The organism is Enterovibrio makurazakiensis (assembly GCF_050336585.1).
GTDB classification, from domain to species: domain Bacteria; phylum Pseudomonadota; class Gammaproteobacteria; order Enterobacterales; family Vibrionaceae; genus Enterovibrio; species Enterovibrio gelatinilyticus.
The window spans coordinates 44,874-60,013 of record NZ_JAKJSE010000004.1; the positions used below are offsets into that span (position 1 = coordinate 44,874).

The 15,140-nt window shown below is 47.9% G+C and carries 13 protein-coding genes; 6 read left to right on the forward strand and 7 right to left on the reverse strand.

The annotated features are described in order from the left end of the window. Window position 1 precedes the first annotated feature (1 nt). From L4D06_RS00265 to L4D06_RS00285, 5 genes are read left to right on the forward strand one after another with little or no spacing between them, the layout of a single operon-like run. Window positions 2–1,021: an ABC transporter permease gene (locus tag L4D06_RS00265; protein WP_274163462.1), complete on the forward strand. Its 1,020-nt coding sequence runs from the start codon at window positions 2–4 to the stop codon at window positions 1,019–1,021. After that, the gene (locus tag L4D06_RS00270; RefSeq protein WP_429737469.1) at window positions 1,018–1,998 is read left to right on the forward strand and encodes an ABC transporter ATP-binding protein; all 981 of its coding nucleotides are present in this window, start codon (window positions 1,018–1,020) and stop codon (window positions 1,996–1,998) included. Before L4D06_RS00265 ends, L4D06_RS00270 begins: the two co-directional genes overlap by 4 nt. Before the next feature lie 10 nt (window positions 1,999–2,008). Then, a complete protein-coding gene (locus tag L4D06_RS00275) occupies window positions 2,009–3,001 on the forward strand; it encodes an ABC transporter ATP-binding protein (protein ID WP_274163460.1) in 993 nt (330 codons plus the stop codon). 27 nt (window positions 3,002–3,028) lie between these two features. Further along, window positions 3,029–4,420 (forward strand): M17 family metallopeptidase, encoded by a 1,392-nt coding sequence (locus L4D06_RS00280; RefSeq protein WP_429737470.1) that lies wholly within the window; start codon window positions 3,029–3,031, stop codon window positions 4,418–4,420. Between the two features lie 10 nt (window positions 4,421–4,430). Beyond that, window positions 4,431–5,357, forward strand: a complete 927-nt coding sequence (locus L4D06_RS00285; RefSeq protein WP_429737471.1) for a glycosylasparaginase — start codon at window positions 4,431–4,433, stop codon at window positions 5,355–5,357. A 109-nt stretch (window positions 5,358–5,466) separates the two neighbouring features. On the opposite strand, the gene L4D06_RS00290 is transcribed toward L4D06_RS00285, so the two are convergent. The 4 genes from L4D06_RS00290 to L4D06_RS00305 form a co-directional block, all read right to left on the reverse strand. After that, complete coding sequence (locus tag L4D06_RS00290; protein WP_429737472.1) at window positions 5,467–6,261, reverse strand: MurR/RpiR family transcriptional regulator; 795 nt, start codon at window positions 6,259–6,261, stop codon at window positions 5,467–5,469. A gap of 54 nt (window positions 6,262–6,315) precedes the next feature. After that, window positions 6,316–8,979, reverse strand: a complete 2,664-nt coding sequence (locus tag L4D06_RS00295) for a glycoside hydrolase family 38 N-terminal domain-containing protein (protein ID WP_429737474.1) — start codon at window positions 8,977–8,979, stop codon at window positions 6,316–6,318. A gap of 85 nt (window positions 8,980–9,064) precedes the next feature. Then, window positions 9,065–9,511 carry a PTS sugar transporter subunit IIA gene (locus L4D06_RS00300; protein ID WP_429737475.1) on the reverse strand — a complete coding sequence of 149 codons (447 nt, stop codon included), beginning with the start codon at window positions 9,509–9,511 and terminating at the stop codon, window positions 9,065–9,067. A gap of 5 nt (window positions 9,512–9,516) precedes the next feature. After that, entirely contained in the window at window positions 9,517–11,079 is a 1,563-nt protein-coding gene (locus tag L4D06_RS00305) for a PTS fructose transporter subunit IIC (protein WP_429737476.1), read from the reverse strand. A gap of 232 nt (window positions 11,080–11,311) precedes the next feature. Here L4D06_RS00305 and L4D06_RS00310 point away from each other — a divergent pair, with 232 nt between their 5' ends. Beyond that, a complete protein-coding gene (locus L4D06_RS00310; RefSeq protein ID WP_429737477.1) occupies window positions 11,312–12,202 on the forward strand; it encodes a helix-turn-helix transcriptional regulator in 891 nt (296 codons plus the stop codon). A 129-nt stretch (window positions 12,203–12,331) separates the two neighbouring features. Here the strand turns inward: L4D06_RS00310 and crr are convergent, their stop codons facing one another. The 3 genes from crr to L4D06_RS00325 are packed head-to-tail and all read right to left on the reverse strand — an operon-like array spanning window position 12,332 to window position 14,924. Next, entirely contained in the window at window positions 12,332–12,841 is a 510-nt protein-coding gene (gene crr / locus L4D06_RS00315; protein ID WP_429737478.1) for a PTS glucose transporter subunit IIA, read from the reverse strand. 42 nt (window positions 12,842–12,883) lie between these two features. Then, window positions 12,884–14,611 carry a phosphoenolpyruvate-protein phosphotransferase PtsI gene (ptsI, locus tag L4D06_RS00320; RefSeq protein WP_274163452.1) on the reverse strand — a complete coding sequence of 576 codons (1,728 nt, stop codon included), beginning with the start codon at window positions 14,609–14,611 and terminating at the stop codon, window positions 12,884–12,886. A gap of 55 nt (window positions 14,612–14,666) precedes the next feature. Further along, window positions 14,667–14,924, reverse strand: a complete 258-nt coding sequence (locus tag L4D06_RS00325) for an HPr family phosphocarrier protein (RefSeq protein ID WP_274163451.1) — start codon at window positions 14,922–14,924, stop codon at window positions 14,667–14,669. Between the last annotated feature and the right edge of the window lie 216 nt (window positions 14,925–15,140).

Genomic DNA, 15,140 nt, shown 5'->3' on the forward strand with positions numbered 1-15,140 from the left:
CATGAAAGCGTTAATGACCCTACTCATTGGGAATAAGAAGTCTCTTGCTGGTCTTATTATCCTCATTATTTTTGCGTTGGTTGCCATCTTCGCGCCTGTCATTACCAAACACGCGCCTGATGTGGGCACGGGTAACCCTCATGAATATCCTGCGTTCATTGTTAAAGCGGCACAGGAAAACCCTGATGGCTGGATAGCGAAAAACCTCGCGAATAACCCTCGTCGTTTGATGATGTCTGAAGGGGCTGATCATGTGCTTGGCACTTCACGAATGGGACGAGATGTTTGGTCACAGTTGGTTTATGGCGCAAGAACATCATTGGCAGTCGGTATTGGAGCTGGTGTACTGGTGTGCTTTTTGGCGACAGCGATTGGCGTAACGGCGGGTTATTTCGGCGGTAAGATTGATGACTACTTGTCGGCTGCCATGAACATCATGTTGGTGGTACCGCAGTTACCGTTGCTCTTTATCATTGCCGCGTTTATCGGCGAGGCGGGCCCCGCGACAATTGCGGTGGTGATAGCGATCACCTCCTGGGCGTGGGGTGCAAGGGTGGTTCGAGCCCAAACGTTATCGGTACGAGAGAAAGAATTCGTGCGTGCCGCTGAAGTGTTGGGTGAGAAAACGTGGCGCATTATTGCCGTGGAAATCTTACCAAACCTAATGTCAATTCTCGGTGCTAGCTTCATTGGTTGTGTATTGCTCGCGATCATGACTGAGGCCAGCCTGTCCTTCCTTGGCTTGGGGGATCCTAACTCCATCAGTTGGGGTGTCATGCTCTACAACGTTCAAACCTCTTCATCCATGTTGATTGGCGCATGGTGGGAAATTTTGGCGCCTTGTTTTGCGTTGACCATGATAGCGGTGGGTCTGTCGCTTCTTAACTTCGCCGTCGATGAAATAGCCAACCCACAACTGCGTTCACAGAAAGGTTTTCGCCTTTGGAAGAAACGCAATAAATGGGAAAAATCGGCAGATCACGCAAAACGCCCAGTGTTTGAAGAAGGATCGCACTCATGACAACACCTCAAATCTCGATACGCAATTTGTGCGTGGACTACATCACCGATGCGGGTGATGTACGCGCGGTGAATGACGTTAGTTTTGATATTGGTAAAGGTGAAGTGTTTGGTTTGGCGGGAGAGTCAGGCTGCGGTAAGTCTACGGTGGCATTTTCACTGATGCGCCTGCACAAGCCACCGGCATATATCTCAAAGGGCGAAGTCTTTTTTGAAGGCCATGGCGATTTACTGAAGAAATCCGAACAGGCAATGTCGCATTTCCGCTGGAAAGAAGTGTCTATGGTATTTCAAAGTGCCATGAACGCGTTAAACCCAGTATTGACCATGGAAGAGCAGTTTTGCGACGTGATCATGCGCCATACCGATTTTACTCGAGAGCACGCTAAGCGACGTGCAGAAGGTTTGTTGGAGATTGTCGATATTCACCCGAGCCGCTTGACCGACTATCCGCATCAATTCTCGGGTGGCATGCGTCAGCGTTTGGTTATTGCCATTGCCTTAGCCCTCAACCCTAAGATGATCATTATGGATGAGCCGACAACAGCACTGGATGTTGTGGTTCAGCGTGAGATTTTGCAAAAAATCCATGCGCTGAAAGAGGAGTTTGGCTTCTCCATTTTGTTCATCACGCATGATCTTTCACTGATGGTCGAGTTCTCAGATCGCATCGGCATTATGTATGCGGGCGAATTGATTGAAGTCGCGCCATCAAAACAGATCCTGACGACACCTTTTCACCCATACACCGAAGGGTTGGGGAGTTCATTCCCGTCATTAACAGGCCCTAAAACCCAGTTGAAAGGCATTCCAGGTAGCCCATTGAATTTGTTTGATATCCCGACTGGTTGCCGTTTTCAAGCGCGCTGTGCGAAAACGCAATCGAGCTGTTTTAGTCAATCTACAGCGTTGAAATTGATTGAGCCGGGGCGTTTTTCAAACTGTCATTTGTTTACTTCGCCAACGGTTAAGGGGTGAGGAGATACTTATGAGTAAACCAACAGGAAAGCTCATTATTGAGGGTAAAAACCTCATCAAAGATTTTGCCGTTAGCAGTAATTCGCTTCAGAAATCGAAGATGCGCGCCATTAATGACGTCTCTTTCAGAATGTACAAAGGCCGTGGTTTAGCGGTAGTGGGAGAGTCGGGTTCGGGTAAGTCCACAACCGCAAAAATGATTGCCAAGATGTACCCGCCAACAGGTGGGAGCATTGAGTACTTCGGGCGTGATATTCAGTCGATTACTAAGCGTGATGATCTGATGCTCTATCGTCAGGGAGTACAGATGGTATGGCAAGACCCATTTGGTTCGCTAAATCCGACACACACGATATTTCATCACATCGCTCGTCCACTTTGTATCCATAACAAAGTGGACAGCCGGGACAAAAAAGCACTTGAGGAAATGGTTTATGACCTCTTACAGCAAGTTGGCCTGACGCCACCCAAAGAGACTGCCGCTAAATACCCGCATCAGTTATCGGGTGGGCAGCGCCAACGTGTCAATTTGGCGAGAAATATTGCGGTAGGAGCAGAAGTCGTATTGGCCGATGAGCCAACGTCTATGCTGGATGTTTCGATTCGTGCAGGTGTTTTGAACCTAATGGAAGAGATGAAGGTAGAGCGCGAAATGGCGCTGCTTTATATCACTCACGATATTGCGACGGCCCGCTACATCGCCGAAGACTTGGCGGTCATGTATGTCGGTCATATGGTTGAGTGGGGCGATGTAGAGCAAATCATCCACGATCCGCAACACCCTTATACTCAACTGCTGGTGTCAGCGGTGCCCGATCCAAATAAATCGATTCACGAAAAACTCAAAGGCAATCGCGGAGAGATACCGCTTTGGACACCTGACAGTGTGGGCTGTCCGTTTGCAGGTCGGTGTCTACATGCCACCGCCAAGTGTAAGGAAGCTTTGCCTCCTATTACCCAATTATCAGAAAACCACTTTGTACGTTGTTATCTCTTCGACTAGTACCCGATAACAACAGAGGAAATCAGGATGTTTCAATTAGCGTTTATTCGCGTTAAAGATACCGAGTGCCAACTGACAAGAACGTTGCATTTGGTCTTGGGCAAAGGCAACTCACTGGATCTCAATCAGGATGTTGATGGGTTCAACAGTGAGATCAAGAAGGCGACGTTTTCTGTCGCAGACCTGCAAGACATAGGCTACTTGTTAGCGTCGACGTTTAAGCGAGCACAAACCCTTGAGCTTCACATCGATGATGAGGTGCTATCTCTTCACACCCCTGATGTGTGGGTTAAGTGGCTGTCGTTAGGGCTGGCGTTATCGTCTTACGATTACAAACACAGAGACAGCTTTCACCTTGAACCTAGCATCAATGCGTTTGAGCTGAAAACCGATGAGACGACGTTAGCCGCGGCGTTTTTTGAAGGGCAAATTTTGGCGCAGAGTCAGCTTATTGCTCGAGAACTGGTGAACAAGCCCGGTAATGTAATTTATCCCGAGTCCTTCGTCAGTGCAGTGCAAGATCTGCCGATGGAAAACACAGCCTTGTCGTTTCTGACCGAAGCAGAAATGCGTGAGAAAGGCTTTGGTGGTCTGGTTGGTATCTCTCAAGGCAGTGATCGAGACGGTCGCATGCTGTGTTTGGACTATCACCCTGAAGGCGCACAAACCACGATTGCATTGGTCGGCAAAGGGGTCACCTTTGATACCGGCGGTATAAGCATTAAAGGCCAATTGCGTATGAGCACCATGAAGGTGGATATGGGCGGTGCGGCGGCGGTTGTTGGCGCTTTGAATGCAATCGCGCAATTGCAGCTTCCAGTTCGTGTGGTTGGTCTGTGTGGTTTGGTGGAAAACATGCCATCAGGCTGTGCAATTAAGCCGGGTGATGTGGTCACCATGTTGTCTGGAAAAAGTGTCGAAATTATCTCGACCGACGCGGAAGGCCGCATGGTGCTGGCAGATGTGATGCACTACGCACAGCAGACCTTTAAGCCTGATTACCTCATTGATATTGCGACACTGACAGGCGCGACGGGCGTATCGTTGGGCAAAGCCTATGCATCTTTGATGGGGAACAGTGATGAATTGAAAATGCTGGCAAAAGCGGCGGGTCATAGCTGCTCTGAGCCTTTGTGGGAAATGCCTATTAGTAGCGATCTTTATGAAGCATCGCTGAAAAGCGACTTCGCCGATGTTCGTCATGGCAGTGAAGATGGCGATGCTGGTGCGAGTGTGGCAGCGACTTTCCTCAATCACTTTGTAGCGCCAGAGCAAAAATGGATTCATATCGATTCTGCGGCGATGTCTCTTGGTATGACGCACCGCAAGATCTATCCGAAAGCGGCGTCTGGTTATGGCACATTTTTGCTAACCGCACTTTGCCAACACATTGCTTCTCATACTAATAATGATAAATAAGGAAAACCCCATGATTTTGCTCGCCAACTCAGAAGCCTACCCAGGTATTGAAGAATCTGCCCGTCGCCTGCAAGCGGGTGAGGAAGGGCTTCGCTCTTTGGTTGAAGGGATTAAATTAGTCGAACTTGACCCACGCGTGCGCACGGTGGGTTATGGCGGTTGGCCAAACGTGCTGGGTGATATGGAGCTGGATGCGTCCGTGATGGATGGTGACAACCTGCGCACTGGCGCAGTAGGTGCACTGAAAGGCTACATGCATCCGGTAGAAGTGGCGTATAGCGTCATGACAGACTTGAATCACGAGATTCTTGTTGGTGAAGGTGCAGGCATTTTTGCCAATGAAATCGGCGCTGTGGCAGGTGAAAACCTGATTGAGGATTCCAAGCAAGTTTGGTGGGAAAAACTTGAAGCTGCGATGACCCCAGAGCAGCAAGCGGCGTTCCCTAATGTTCCATTGGCTCCGCTTTCTAACAATGCGACGGATCCTGAGCGCGTGCGTGATACGACTGTGTTCTTGTGTAGTGACAGCAATGAGAAAATCAGTGCGGCGACGTCTACCTCTGGTTGGGCGTGGAAATACCCAGGCCGTTTGGGTGACAGCCCAATTATCGGTGCGGGTTCATATGCTGACAGCCGCTACGGTGCCTGTGCCTGTACACATACCGGTGAGATGAGCATTCGCTGTTCGACGGCACATGCCGTGGTGCTTTACATGAAAATGGGCATGAGTTTGGATGAAGCCGTTTATGAGGCAATTAAAGACTTGGATTACCTTAAAGACGGATATACCGAAGGCGTTACCATTCATGCGATTGACAGCCATGGTAACCACAAAGTGGTGAGCCTGAACTGTCCGGGTAATATTACTTATTGGTTCTGGCAGACGGGCATGGACAAGCCTGAGGAGCGTAAGGCAGAAGTGATCTTCACGCGATAAGTGCGATACCAAACCCAAATCAACAAAGCCGCTTATGCAAGCGGCTTTGTTTTGTTTAGTGCTTAGAACTTAGAACTTAGAACTTGAGAGTTGCAGACGTTAACGTAGCTTACTTCCCAAATGGTGCTTCGGTCGACACCCAATTTTTGATCGTCTTTCGGTCCAGCGACACATAGTGATAATAGAGATGATCGATGGCCATCAGCATGGGCAGTTGCGCAGAAATCATGCCCGTTCGTTCTTCGCCGTGCAGCGAGGCGGTGAGCAGGGTGGCGGTTGCTGACTGTGACATCTTTGACTTAGGGGTCGCCGAAATCAGATAGGTTTCAATGCCGCGGCGTGTCAGGTTTTTCACCACTTTAGCCATGTCATCATTTTGCGCATTCAAACTGAGTACGATAACAAGGTTATCGATGGTCAGAATATCTTGGTACATCTGCATAGAATTAGTGTCTTGGACCACTTCAACAAATTTACCGAGTCGCCCAAAGCGGAATTTGAAATCCGCCCCCGCGAGTGCACTGAACCCTGTGCCGAAAACATGGATGATTTGATGCCTTGCAATGGCGTGGGTGATCTGGTCGATCACATCGGTATCTAGGCAGTGTTTTAGCTGCTGTAAAACATCGAAGTAATCTTGATGCAGTCCATCGTTTTCAGGTTTGGAGAGGGGATTTGCGCTGTCCAATTGCTCTTGATAAAGAAACAGGAATTCTTTGAGGTTGTTCAACCCTATTTTTTGGCAAAAGCGCGTAATGGAAGCCGTGGACACACCAATGTCCGTGGCCAGTTCTTCAATGGTTTTGACAGGGCGACGTGCGAGAAAATAGTCCGCAATCTTATTGTCGGTAGTGGTGAATTTGCTCCGTGCATATTCAAACAGCAATCCAATATCTTTGTTCATCAGTACCATAGGCCATCAATCATTCGCCCCACTACCGTAGGGCGAACGCTCCTCTTAATCAAGCGTGATCTTAATGGTGCGGATTTGCTTCGCACGGAAGTCGCCAAGTTGAATCACATTGCCATCAACCACCAAGGTATTCAGGGTATCGAGCAGCAAGTTGGTCTCGGCGGCGTGTTTGATTGTTGCGTGCTCGACGGTGAGTGTGCCTGTGTTCTCAATGCTGTATTCCGATGGATTGAAAAGACGTACACAAATGGCGTTGTTGTCGAATTGCACGCTGCTACAAACAAGTTGCGGTGCATCAAGGGCAAACAGGCTGTCATCATCCTTAACGGCAGTGTCGAGCGGATGCATGACAAAATACTTCAAGGTATTGGTGAACTGATTGAGCGTTTGCGATTGATAGTAAGGCGTATCCACACTCCACGTTTGCCATTGCTGCACAGCAGTTGCTGGCGAGAAGCTCGGTTCAATGTGTAGTCCCAGTGTGATGTGCTGGTGGCCTTTCATCTGGCTATCAGGTGTCGGGATGTATTTAAACTGCTGACCTGATGCAATTCCTGGGCGACGAAGTAGGTCGGGTTTGCCTAACCAACCCACGCTGCGGAACAGCGTGAGGGCGAGGGTGCCGCTTGGCTGTTCTGCGCTCTCGATAAGCACTTCATACTCTTTTATGCCTTGGGCGAACACCGTCAAACTGGCTTGATCATCGTGCAGGTTGGCATAGTTGATCATGGGGTAAATCCCGCAAGGCTCTTCTTTCCAGCCGCGCTCACGCCAATCCGCCAACTGTGTTTGGAATAGTGGGCGACGCGCAAAGCCAAATGGCGTATCCGCGATGCTTTCTTTCGCTTTGATCGGGCTATCAATCACGAGCTGCAAGCGGTGATCTTCAGCCTGATTGTCGATGCTCAGATCGATCTGCAAAGGCTGTTCATCGTTTGTAAGCGTTATGTTTAAGGTGTACTCGCAGACGGTATCTCGGAAACCTTGTGCTCGTGCTTTCAAGTTTTCTGGCAGCAACCACGTGCCTTTCAAGGTCATTTGTTGTTTTAGCTGGCCTGATTGTGTTGTGCATTCTGCGTGACTGAATGACAAGGTAATCATCCAATCATTTTCAGGTGGCGAGTAGTCGTAGGTATCGCCATCATCGCCGCCATCACGCAACGTGAAGGCTTGTGACCAATGTTGACCTGTTTGCTTATCTGTGAGGTTTAATTCGCCATTTTGATAGTCGATACGGTAGCGGTCATTTTCAATGTACTCCCCTAGAACCGTTGGCAGCACCAGTACGTCTTTTTCGGGCGCTTCTTGAATAACAAGGGACGTAAAACCTAACGCGGGAAGGGCATGTTGAACGGCGATGTCGGTTTGGTAGTAGTAGCCATTCGGGTCATTGTCTTCGGGATTGCGTTGAATGCTGCCGTTGTAGTGTTGGGTTTGTGCAGTTACATCAAATGCTACGTTCTCACCCGCTAAGGTGCTTAGCGTGAATTGCGGTGATTTGGTTGAAAGTGTGATGTTCTGTACCTGGTCGCGGGTAACTGGCAAGGTATTGAACAAGGTCAGGCGCGCACCGTTATCGAGAGCTGGTTGAGAATCAGCGAGCTTACGCACTAGGTAGTCTCGTGCTGCACTTGATGTTTGATCAACTTGTTCAAAGCGCTCAACGATGATCTTGTTGGTTTTGTCCGTGTTGCAACCTCCGGCACTGTCGTGGGCATGATTGCGGGTCATGGTGCGCCAAAGGTTATTAATGAGTTCAGGCTGATAGCCGATGCCATAACGGGTCGCGAGCGCCATAAGGGGCTCAAGCTCAAGGGTGATGCGTCGCTCTAGTATATCGTTCATGCGCTTATGATCGGCACGTGATGAGTAAATGGAGCGGTGGATTTTCGATACTTGCCCGTCGATCATTTCGCCGCTCAATGTGTCCATTGGCAGATCTTGTGCGGCAAGCGAGGCAAACAGTGTGTCGTAGCTGCTTTCAATCAGTTGACTATCAATGTTGGCGTTAGCCAGCTTTTGATTAAACAGCACGATACGCTCTTTGACATTACGATCGACAAAGCGTTGGTCGCCGCCCAATGGCAGGGCAACGTGATCGCTAAGGCAGTCTTTCTCGACTTGGTTAGTTAACGAGATAGCATCGTCGGAATAGATCAGTTGCCCGCCCACATAATAGCCATCTTTGATGTTATAGAAAAGCACATGGCTACCGTCTTCACTTTGCCATTGGCCTTCTCGGTGCGGATAAACATCCATAGAAAGCCCACGCCAAAACACCGTCTTATCAATGCCCACGCCGTTATAAATCTTTGGCATGTCCATGCTTTGACCGAAAGAATCCGGCACATAGCCAAGCATTTCACAGCCGCCAAGTGATTCACCAAGGCGAATACCCAGTTGCAGGTTTCGGATGATGGATTCACCGGAAATAATCAATTGATCGGTTTGGCTATACCAAGGACCAATTTTTAGTTTTCCGCTTTCGACCAGATGACAAAAGCGTTCTTTGTGTTGCGGGCAGGCCGATAAATAATCCTCTACGATGCTCAGTTGCCCGTCCAAGTAGTAGTTGTCTACTTCGCCCTTTTCGAGCGCGTCCATCACTTCTTCGAGGTGATAGATCAATTGAATGAGCGATTCATGAGCGGAGAAATACCACTCAAAATCCCAATGAGTATGGGAGATAACATGCAGTTGTTTTTTCATAAACCTGTCCGCTTTGGAATGCGATCCGTCGAATGTGAAGGTGCAGCTCTGCGAGTTGCACCTTCATGTCATTGGATATGTAAACTCACGCAATCACGTGTTGAATGATGTCTAAAATGGCTTGCGCGTTGTTCTGCTGCAGCGTATTTCGAATATCGGGTTTCATCATGGCGCGGGATAACTTCGTCAGCATCATTAGGCTTTCTTCTGCCCCTGATTCTGGAATCGCTAACGACACTGCCGTGGTGACAGGTTCATCGTCCATGGTGTCCCATTCGATAGGGTTGGCAAAGTGCACCACAAAAATCGCCGGTGTTTTCACATGGGAGGATTTGCAGTGTGGTACAGCCATTCCGCCGAGAAAACCTGTACTGTCATGCGACTCACGCGCTTGCAATCCACGTGCAAAACCATCAACGCTGTCGATGTAACCCAGTTGATGGGCGTGCTCGGCAATAAACTGAAACGCTTGCTGCTGAGAGGTTGAGTGAGCATCCGTCAGAATATGTTCGACGTTAAAGACGTTGTTCATGAGATTTATCCATTCACTGCGGTTGAGGTGGCAACAGCGGGTGTGGCTGTTTCTGGCCGCATGGTGCTTGATGTTGCGCCCGTTTCTTTTGCATCAGCGACAGGCTGTTTAGAAGGACGACGCCAGAATCCGATAATCATGGCGGTGGTCGCGATACCGGCGAAGGTACAAGCAATCCATGTCACGAAAGGAATAGGCTGCTCGATATAGCCAATGAACGTACCCAACGGAGAACCGATACCGCCGTAGAATTTCACGTCCAGGTAGCCAACAAGGCCACCGGCTAGGGCTGAACCAGCCACACTGGCGGTGATGATTTGAACAGGATTTGCAGCCGCGAACGGAATCGCGCCTTCAGTGACCCCAACAATACCCATACCGAATGCAGAGTTTGCAGAAACTTTTTCAGTGTCAGAGAAGCGGTTTTTGAACAGTTTTGACGCCAAGAAGATACCGAGTGGCGCAACAGATATTGCAGCTTGTGCCGCGGTTCCTGGAACGAAGTTAGCGCCTTCAATGCCGTATTTTGCAACGGTGTCAGTCCACACTGCCGTACCGAAAATCAGTGCGGTTTTGTTCACTGGGCCACCGAAATCGAAGCCGATCATGGCACCGATAATGGCACCGATGATGAAGGTAGATGCGCCATACGTGTTGGTTAGCCAGTTTAGGCCTTCATACAGTGCACTCATGGCACCCGCGATAGGTTGACCAATGAAGTACAACACCACAACGGTAATGAAGAAGGTCGCGATCAACGGAATGATCATGATCGGAACAAGCGGTTGAAGCAGTTTCGGCCATTTGATTTTCTTTAGGTACTTCACGAAGTAGCCAACAAGGAAAGCAACAAGGATGGCTGATAGGAAGCCGCCGCCTGCGTCAGTGCCTAAGAATGCTGGGTCGTTTGCCATGTATGCACCCAGCATCGCTGGAGCAATCGCAGGGCGATCGGCGATGGAGTTTGCTACAAAACCAGCAAACAATGGGATCATCAGAAGGAAGCCTATTTGACCCACTTTGAACAGGTGCGCCATGAAGTAACCGAGCGGTTCGGTTTGGTCAAAACCCCATGCGACCATGCGGCCTAAATCATCACGCTGGAAGGCGAAGATATTTGCAATGGCCAACAGTAAGCCTGCTGCAATAACCATAGGCACCATGTAAGAGATACCGCTCATGATGTGCTGAACAAAACCGTTTTCTGTGGTTTTACCCAAGGTCACGTTACCCACTTTTGTGCCTTTCGCACCAAAGACAGTCGCGTTTTCTTCAGCTTCTTTAATGAGTGCCATTGCGTCGCGAATCGCGGCTTTTGGACGCGCCTTGTAAACACGTTTTCCTGCAAAGCGCGCAAGATCAATTTCAATGTCAGAGGCAATGATCACCAACTCTGCATCGTTGATCTCTTGTTCTGTCAGGATGTTTTGCGCACCGATTGAACCTTGAGTTTCAACCTTCACAAAAAAATTGTGTTCTTTGCCAGCTTGCTCAAGGGCTTCAGCTGCCATGTAAGTGTGCGCAATACCAGCAGCACAGGCGGTAATCGCAACAACATTTTTGGTCATGAGGTTCTCCTTCTACGACCTTCAAACAGGGATTTGGCAGGAGAATGATGAAAATATTTCCACTTTAAGACTGTGATTGAGCGCATATTAGTCATTTTGTTGTAAATATTTACAGTTAAAGGGTGCACTTCATCATGGAAATATTCTCAGAAAGCTGTAAATTTTTTCACCGTATTCAGGATGTTTTCTATTCTGGTGAATGAATTTTCACATCTAATAGTGAGAGTGCCCCATGCTTAACACGACTACCCAGATCGATACATTTTCCTATTTGGTGCTTTTTGACATCGCAGGTCGTCTAGATGGAAAGCTAAATACTGAATGTCATCACGCATTGCCATGCAGTGATATGCCGCTGTTGGCCTGGTGTACGCCTAAAGAAAGGGTGGAGATCGTCGTTGAAGGGGCTGTGGACATGATATACAGCCAAGGGAGTGGTGAGCGAGGCTTAGTGCGTATGTTGCCCGGCGACGTGCTTCGCGTTGCGGCTCATGGTTGGAATCTACCGTATGCTGATGAGGCCAACACCTTGAGCATCTGCTGCCGTGGCGAAAAGCTCGGGTTGAGTTATAACCATTGGCAAGATGGTCGTTGCATTAGTTTGGCAAAATGGGCTATGCCACTGACATCTCTGAATGCTTTGCTGTTTGGCTTGACGTCTGAAGTGAAGGGATTGGGTGATGTGAAGCTTGATGTGTTGCTACGGGCGATTTCTAGCACGCTAAGCGCCAATGCCTCGGATGTGTCGAAACAAAAGCAGCTCTTCCATCAAATTTTGACTTACATGCGTTGTCATTTTCATGAGTCGATTTGCCGTGAGTCGGTTGCAGAGCACTTTTGCATTTCATCGAGTTACCTTTCTCACCTGTTTCAACAGCATAGCGATATCGGGTTTAACGAGTACATTAACCGTGAGCGTTTTGCCCATGCCCAGCACCTTCTTATTGAAAAAGGATTGCGAGTTAAACAAGTCGCATTAGAAAGTGGGTTTGTGGATGCGGATTACTTTTGCCGCCTGTTTAAAAGACTAGCAGGGATGACTCCAACGCAATATCGTCAGCAGTACATCAGACAACAGCAGAGTTTCTCTCATGCGTTTACGCATGAGCTTTTTAGTGCGTAATTAATGTTTGTGGCGGTAATGCCTAGGTTTGGACGCGTAACGAAAGCGAGCTGAATATGGCTGAGCGGGCATAAACGACACATACAAAAAAGCGCAGCCGAGGCTGCGCTTTTTGCTACACAGAAAGAATTACTTCTTGATGCGTAGTACTGATGTTTGACCAACAACAACAGAACCAGAAAGCTTGTTCAGCTCTTTGATTTCGTCCATGTTAGAAATAACAACAGGTGTCAGGGTAGACTTCGCTTTTTCTTCTAGCATAGCTAGATCGAATTCGATGATCGGGTCGCCAACTTTAACAGTTTGACCTTCTTCAGCGATACGCTTGAAGCCTTCACCTTTTAGCTCAACAGTGTCGATGCCGAAGTGAACGAACATTTCGATGCCGTCTTCAGATTCGATTGAGAAAGCGTGGTTAGTTTCGAAAATCTTACCAATGGTACCGTTAACTGGTGCAACCATTTTGTCGCCAGTTGGTTTGATTGCGATACCGTCACCAACGATTTTTTCTGCGAAAACAACATCTGGCACATCTTCGATGTTTACGATTTCACCAGAAAGTGGTGCCATGATTTCAATCACACCTGCATCGCTGCTGTCGTCAGAAACCAGCTTCTTCAGTTTGTCAAACAGACCCATAGTGTTTGCTCCTAAGCGTTATCAATACTTTGCTGCCGTATTCTAGCAGACAGTTTTCTCGGCAATGAATTTTTCTACGTGTGCAGTGATTTCATCTGCGGTAGGCATTGCCAATGCTTCTTCTGCCATCGCTTTAACATCAGCAAAGTTAGCATTACGGATAATTTTCTTGATGCGTGGGATTGAGATGCCGCTCATGCTGAACTCATCTAGACCCATACCCATTAGCAACAGTGTCGCGCGCTCATCACCTGCAAGCTCGCCACACATGCCAGTCCACTTGCCTTCTTTGTGAGAAGCGTCAATGACTTGCTTGATAACGGTCAATACAGCTGGAGACAATGGATTGTATAGGTGCGAGATCATCTCGTTACCACGGTCAACCGCAAGAGTATACTGGGTTAAGTCGTTTGTACCAATGCTAAAGAATGCAACTTCTTTTGCTAGGTGGTGAGCAATCGCTGCAGCTGCTGGCGTTTCAACCATTACACCGATTTCGATGTTCTCGTCAAAAGCATGGCCTTCAGCACGAAGCTCAACTTTGTATTCTTCAATTGCTTTCTTCAGCTCACGGATTTCTTCTACAGAGATGATCATTGGGAACATCACGCGTAGTTTGCCGTGTGCAGATGCACGTAGGATTGCACGAAGCTGGTCGCGAAGAATTTCACGGCGGTCCAAGCTGATGCGAATTGCACGCCAGCCTAGGAACGGGTTCATTTCTTTTGGCAAATCCATGTACGGAAGATCTTTGTCACCACCGATATCCATAGTACGGATAATGATTGGGTGACCTTGCATTGCCAAGGCAACGTCTTTGTATGCTTTGTATTGCTCTTCTTCAGTAGGCAGTGCATCACGATCCATGAACAGGAATTCGGTGCGGTACAGACCAACACCTTCACCGCCGTTACGGTTGATACCGTCACAGTCTTTCACTGTACCGATATTGCCGCAAACTTCGACTTGGTGACCATCAAGAGTGATTGCTGGCAAATCTTTCAGTTTTGCTAGCTCTTCTTTCTCTGCGATGAATTCGTCGCGGATCGCTTTGAATTTGCTTAGCTCTTCGTTACTTGGGTTGATAACAATCTTGTTGTTGATTGCATCAAGCACCAGCATGTCGCCGTTGTTCACACGTTTGGTGATATCGTTAGTACCAACGATTGCAGGCAATTCTAGTGAACGTGCCATGATAGAGGTGTGTGAAGTACGACCGCCGATATCTGTAATGAAGCCTAGAACATAATCGAGGTTGATTTGCGCAGTTTCAGAAGGAGTCAGGTCATTAGCAACCAAGATAACTTCTTCGTTGATAGCGCTCAAAGACACGATACTGATACCCAATGCGTTTTTAATAAAACGAGAGCCAATATCACGTACATCTGTTGCGCGCTCTTTTAGGTATTCGTCATCCAAAGACTCAAGCGTTACCGCTTGTTCTTCAATCACGCTATAGATTGCGTATTCAACAGAAGCGTTGTTGTCTTTGATGAAAGCTATGATTTCTTCTTCTAGCTCTTCATCTTCAAGCAGCATGATGTGACCTTCAAAGATTGCTTCTTTCTCTTCACCGAAAGTCGCAAGAGCTTTTTCTTTAATCACTTCAAGTTGCTGTTTAGATAGTTCGCGCGCTTCGTAAAGGCGCTTGATTTGCGCGTCTAGCTGGTCAGCTGGAAGCGGGTTTTTGTTGATGACGATGTCATCTTCTTGAAGTAGCAGCGCTTTGCCAAAAGCAATACCAGGAGATGCCAGGATACCTGAAATCATAGCCTTACCTTACATTTGATCAATTGAAATACTAATGGAAAGAAAAAGAGCCGGATTATTCCAGCTCGTCCATTAGCTTAACTAGGTGATCAACGGCTTCTTGAGCTTGTGCACCTTCAGCTTTGATAGTAACCACAGTACCTTTAGTTAGACCTAGAGTTTGCAGTTTGAAAAGGCTAGTCGCGCTAGCTTCTTTACCACCAGATTCAACAGTGATTTTTGCTTCAAAGCTTTTTGCTTCTTTAACAAACTGAGCAGCAGGACGAGTGTGCAGACCGTTTTCAGCAGTGATTTCTACTTGCTTTTGATACATGTTTTACCCCGGTACATTATTTATTTAGGTTTATGTATTAAATCTGTGGATAGCTTAAACCGTATAGCAAGTTTTGGCTATCAATGGACGTTAAACTAACCAAGATTTACATGCCCTAGCTTAATCCAAGTCAATTTTTTGTGACATTTTTCCGCAAATCGATACCTGACTCACTATCGAGTCGAGGATTAAATTCGAGCTGGAAAATAAAAGGCG

What these genes read in the sequence shown, in the direction of transcription:
- L4D06_RS00265 (WP_274163462.1), top strand. Translation starts at nt 2, where the DNA reads ATGAAAGCGTTAATGACCCTACTCATTGGGAATAAGAAGTCTCTTGCT.
- L4D06_RS00270 (WP_429737469.1), top strand. Translation starts at nt 1,018, where the DNA reads ATGACAACACCTCAAATCTCGATACGCAATTTGTGCGTGGACTACATC.
- L4D06_RS00275 (WP_274163460.1), top strand. Translation starts at nt 2,009, where the DNA reads ATGAGTAAACCAACAGGAAAGCTCATTATTGAGGGTAAAAACCTCATC.
- L4D06_RS00280 (WP_429737470.1), top strand. Translation starts at nt 3,029, where the DNA reads ATGTTTCAATTAGCGTTTATTCGCGTTAAAGATACCGAGTGCCAACTG.
- L4D06_RS00285 (WP_429737471.1), top strand. Translation starts at nt 4,431, where the DNA reads ATGATTTTGCTCGCCAACTCAGAAGCCTACCCAGGTATTGAAGAATCT.
- L4D06_RS00290 (WP_429737472.1), bottom strand. Translation starts at nt 6,261, where the DNA reads ATGAACAAAGATATTGGATTGCTGTTTGAATATGCACGGAGCAAATTC.
- L4D06_RS00295 (WP_429737474.1), bottom strand. Translation starts at nt 8,979, where the DNA reads ATGAAAAAACAACTGCATGTTATCTCCCATACTCATTGGGATTTTGAG.
- L4D06_RS00300 (WP_429737475.1), bottom strand. Translation starts at nt 9,511, where the DNA reads ATGAACAACGTCTTTAACGTCGAACATATTCTGACGGATGCTCACTCA.
- L4D06_RS00305 (WP_429737476.1), bottom strand. Translation starts at nt 11,079, where the DNA reads ATGACCAAAAATGTTGTTGCGATTACCGCCTGTGCTGCTGGTATTGCG.
- L4D06_RS00310 (WP_429737477.1), top strand. Translation starts at nt 11,312, where the DNA reads ATGCTTAACACGACTACCCAGATCGATACATTTTCCTATTTGGTGCTT.
- crr (WP_429737478.1), bottom strand. Translation starts at nt 12,841, where the DNA reads ATGGGTCTGTTTGACAAACTGAAGAAGCTGGTTTCTGACGACAGCAGC.
- ptsI (WP_274163452.1), bottom strand. Translation starts at nt 14,611, where the DNA reads ATGATTTCAGGTATCCTGGCATCTCCTGGTATTGCTTTTGGCAAAGCG.
- L4D06_RS00325 (WP_274163451.1), bottom strand. Translation starts at nt 14,924, where the DNA reads ATGTATCAAAAGCAAGTAGAAATCACTGCTGAAAACGGTCTGCACACT.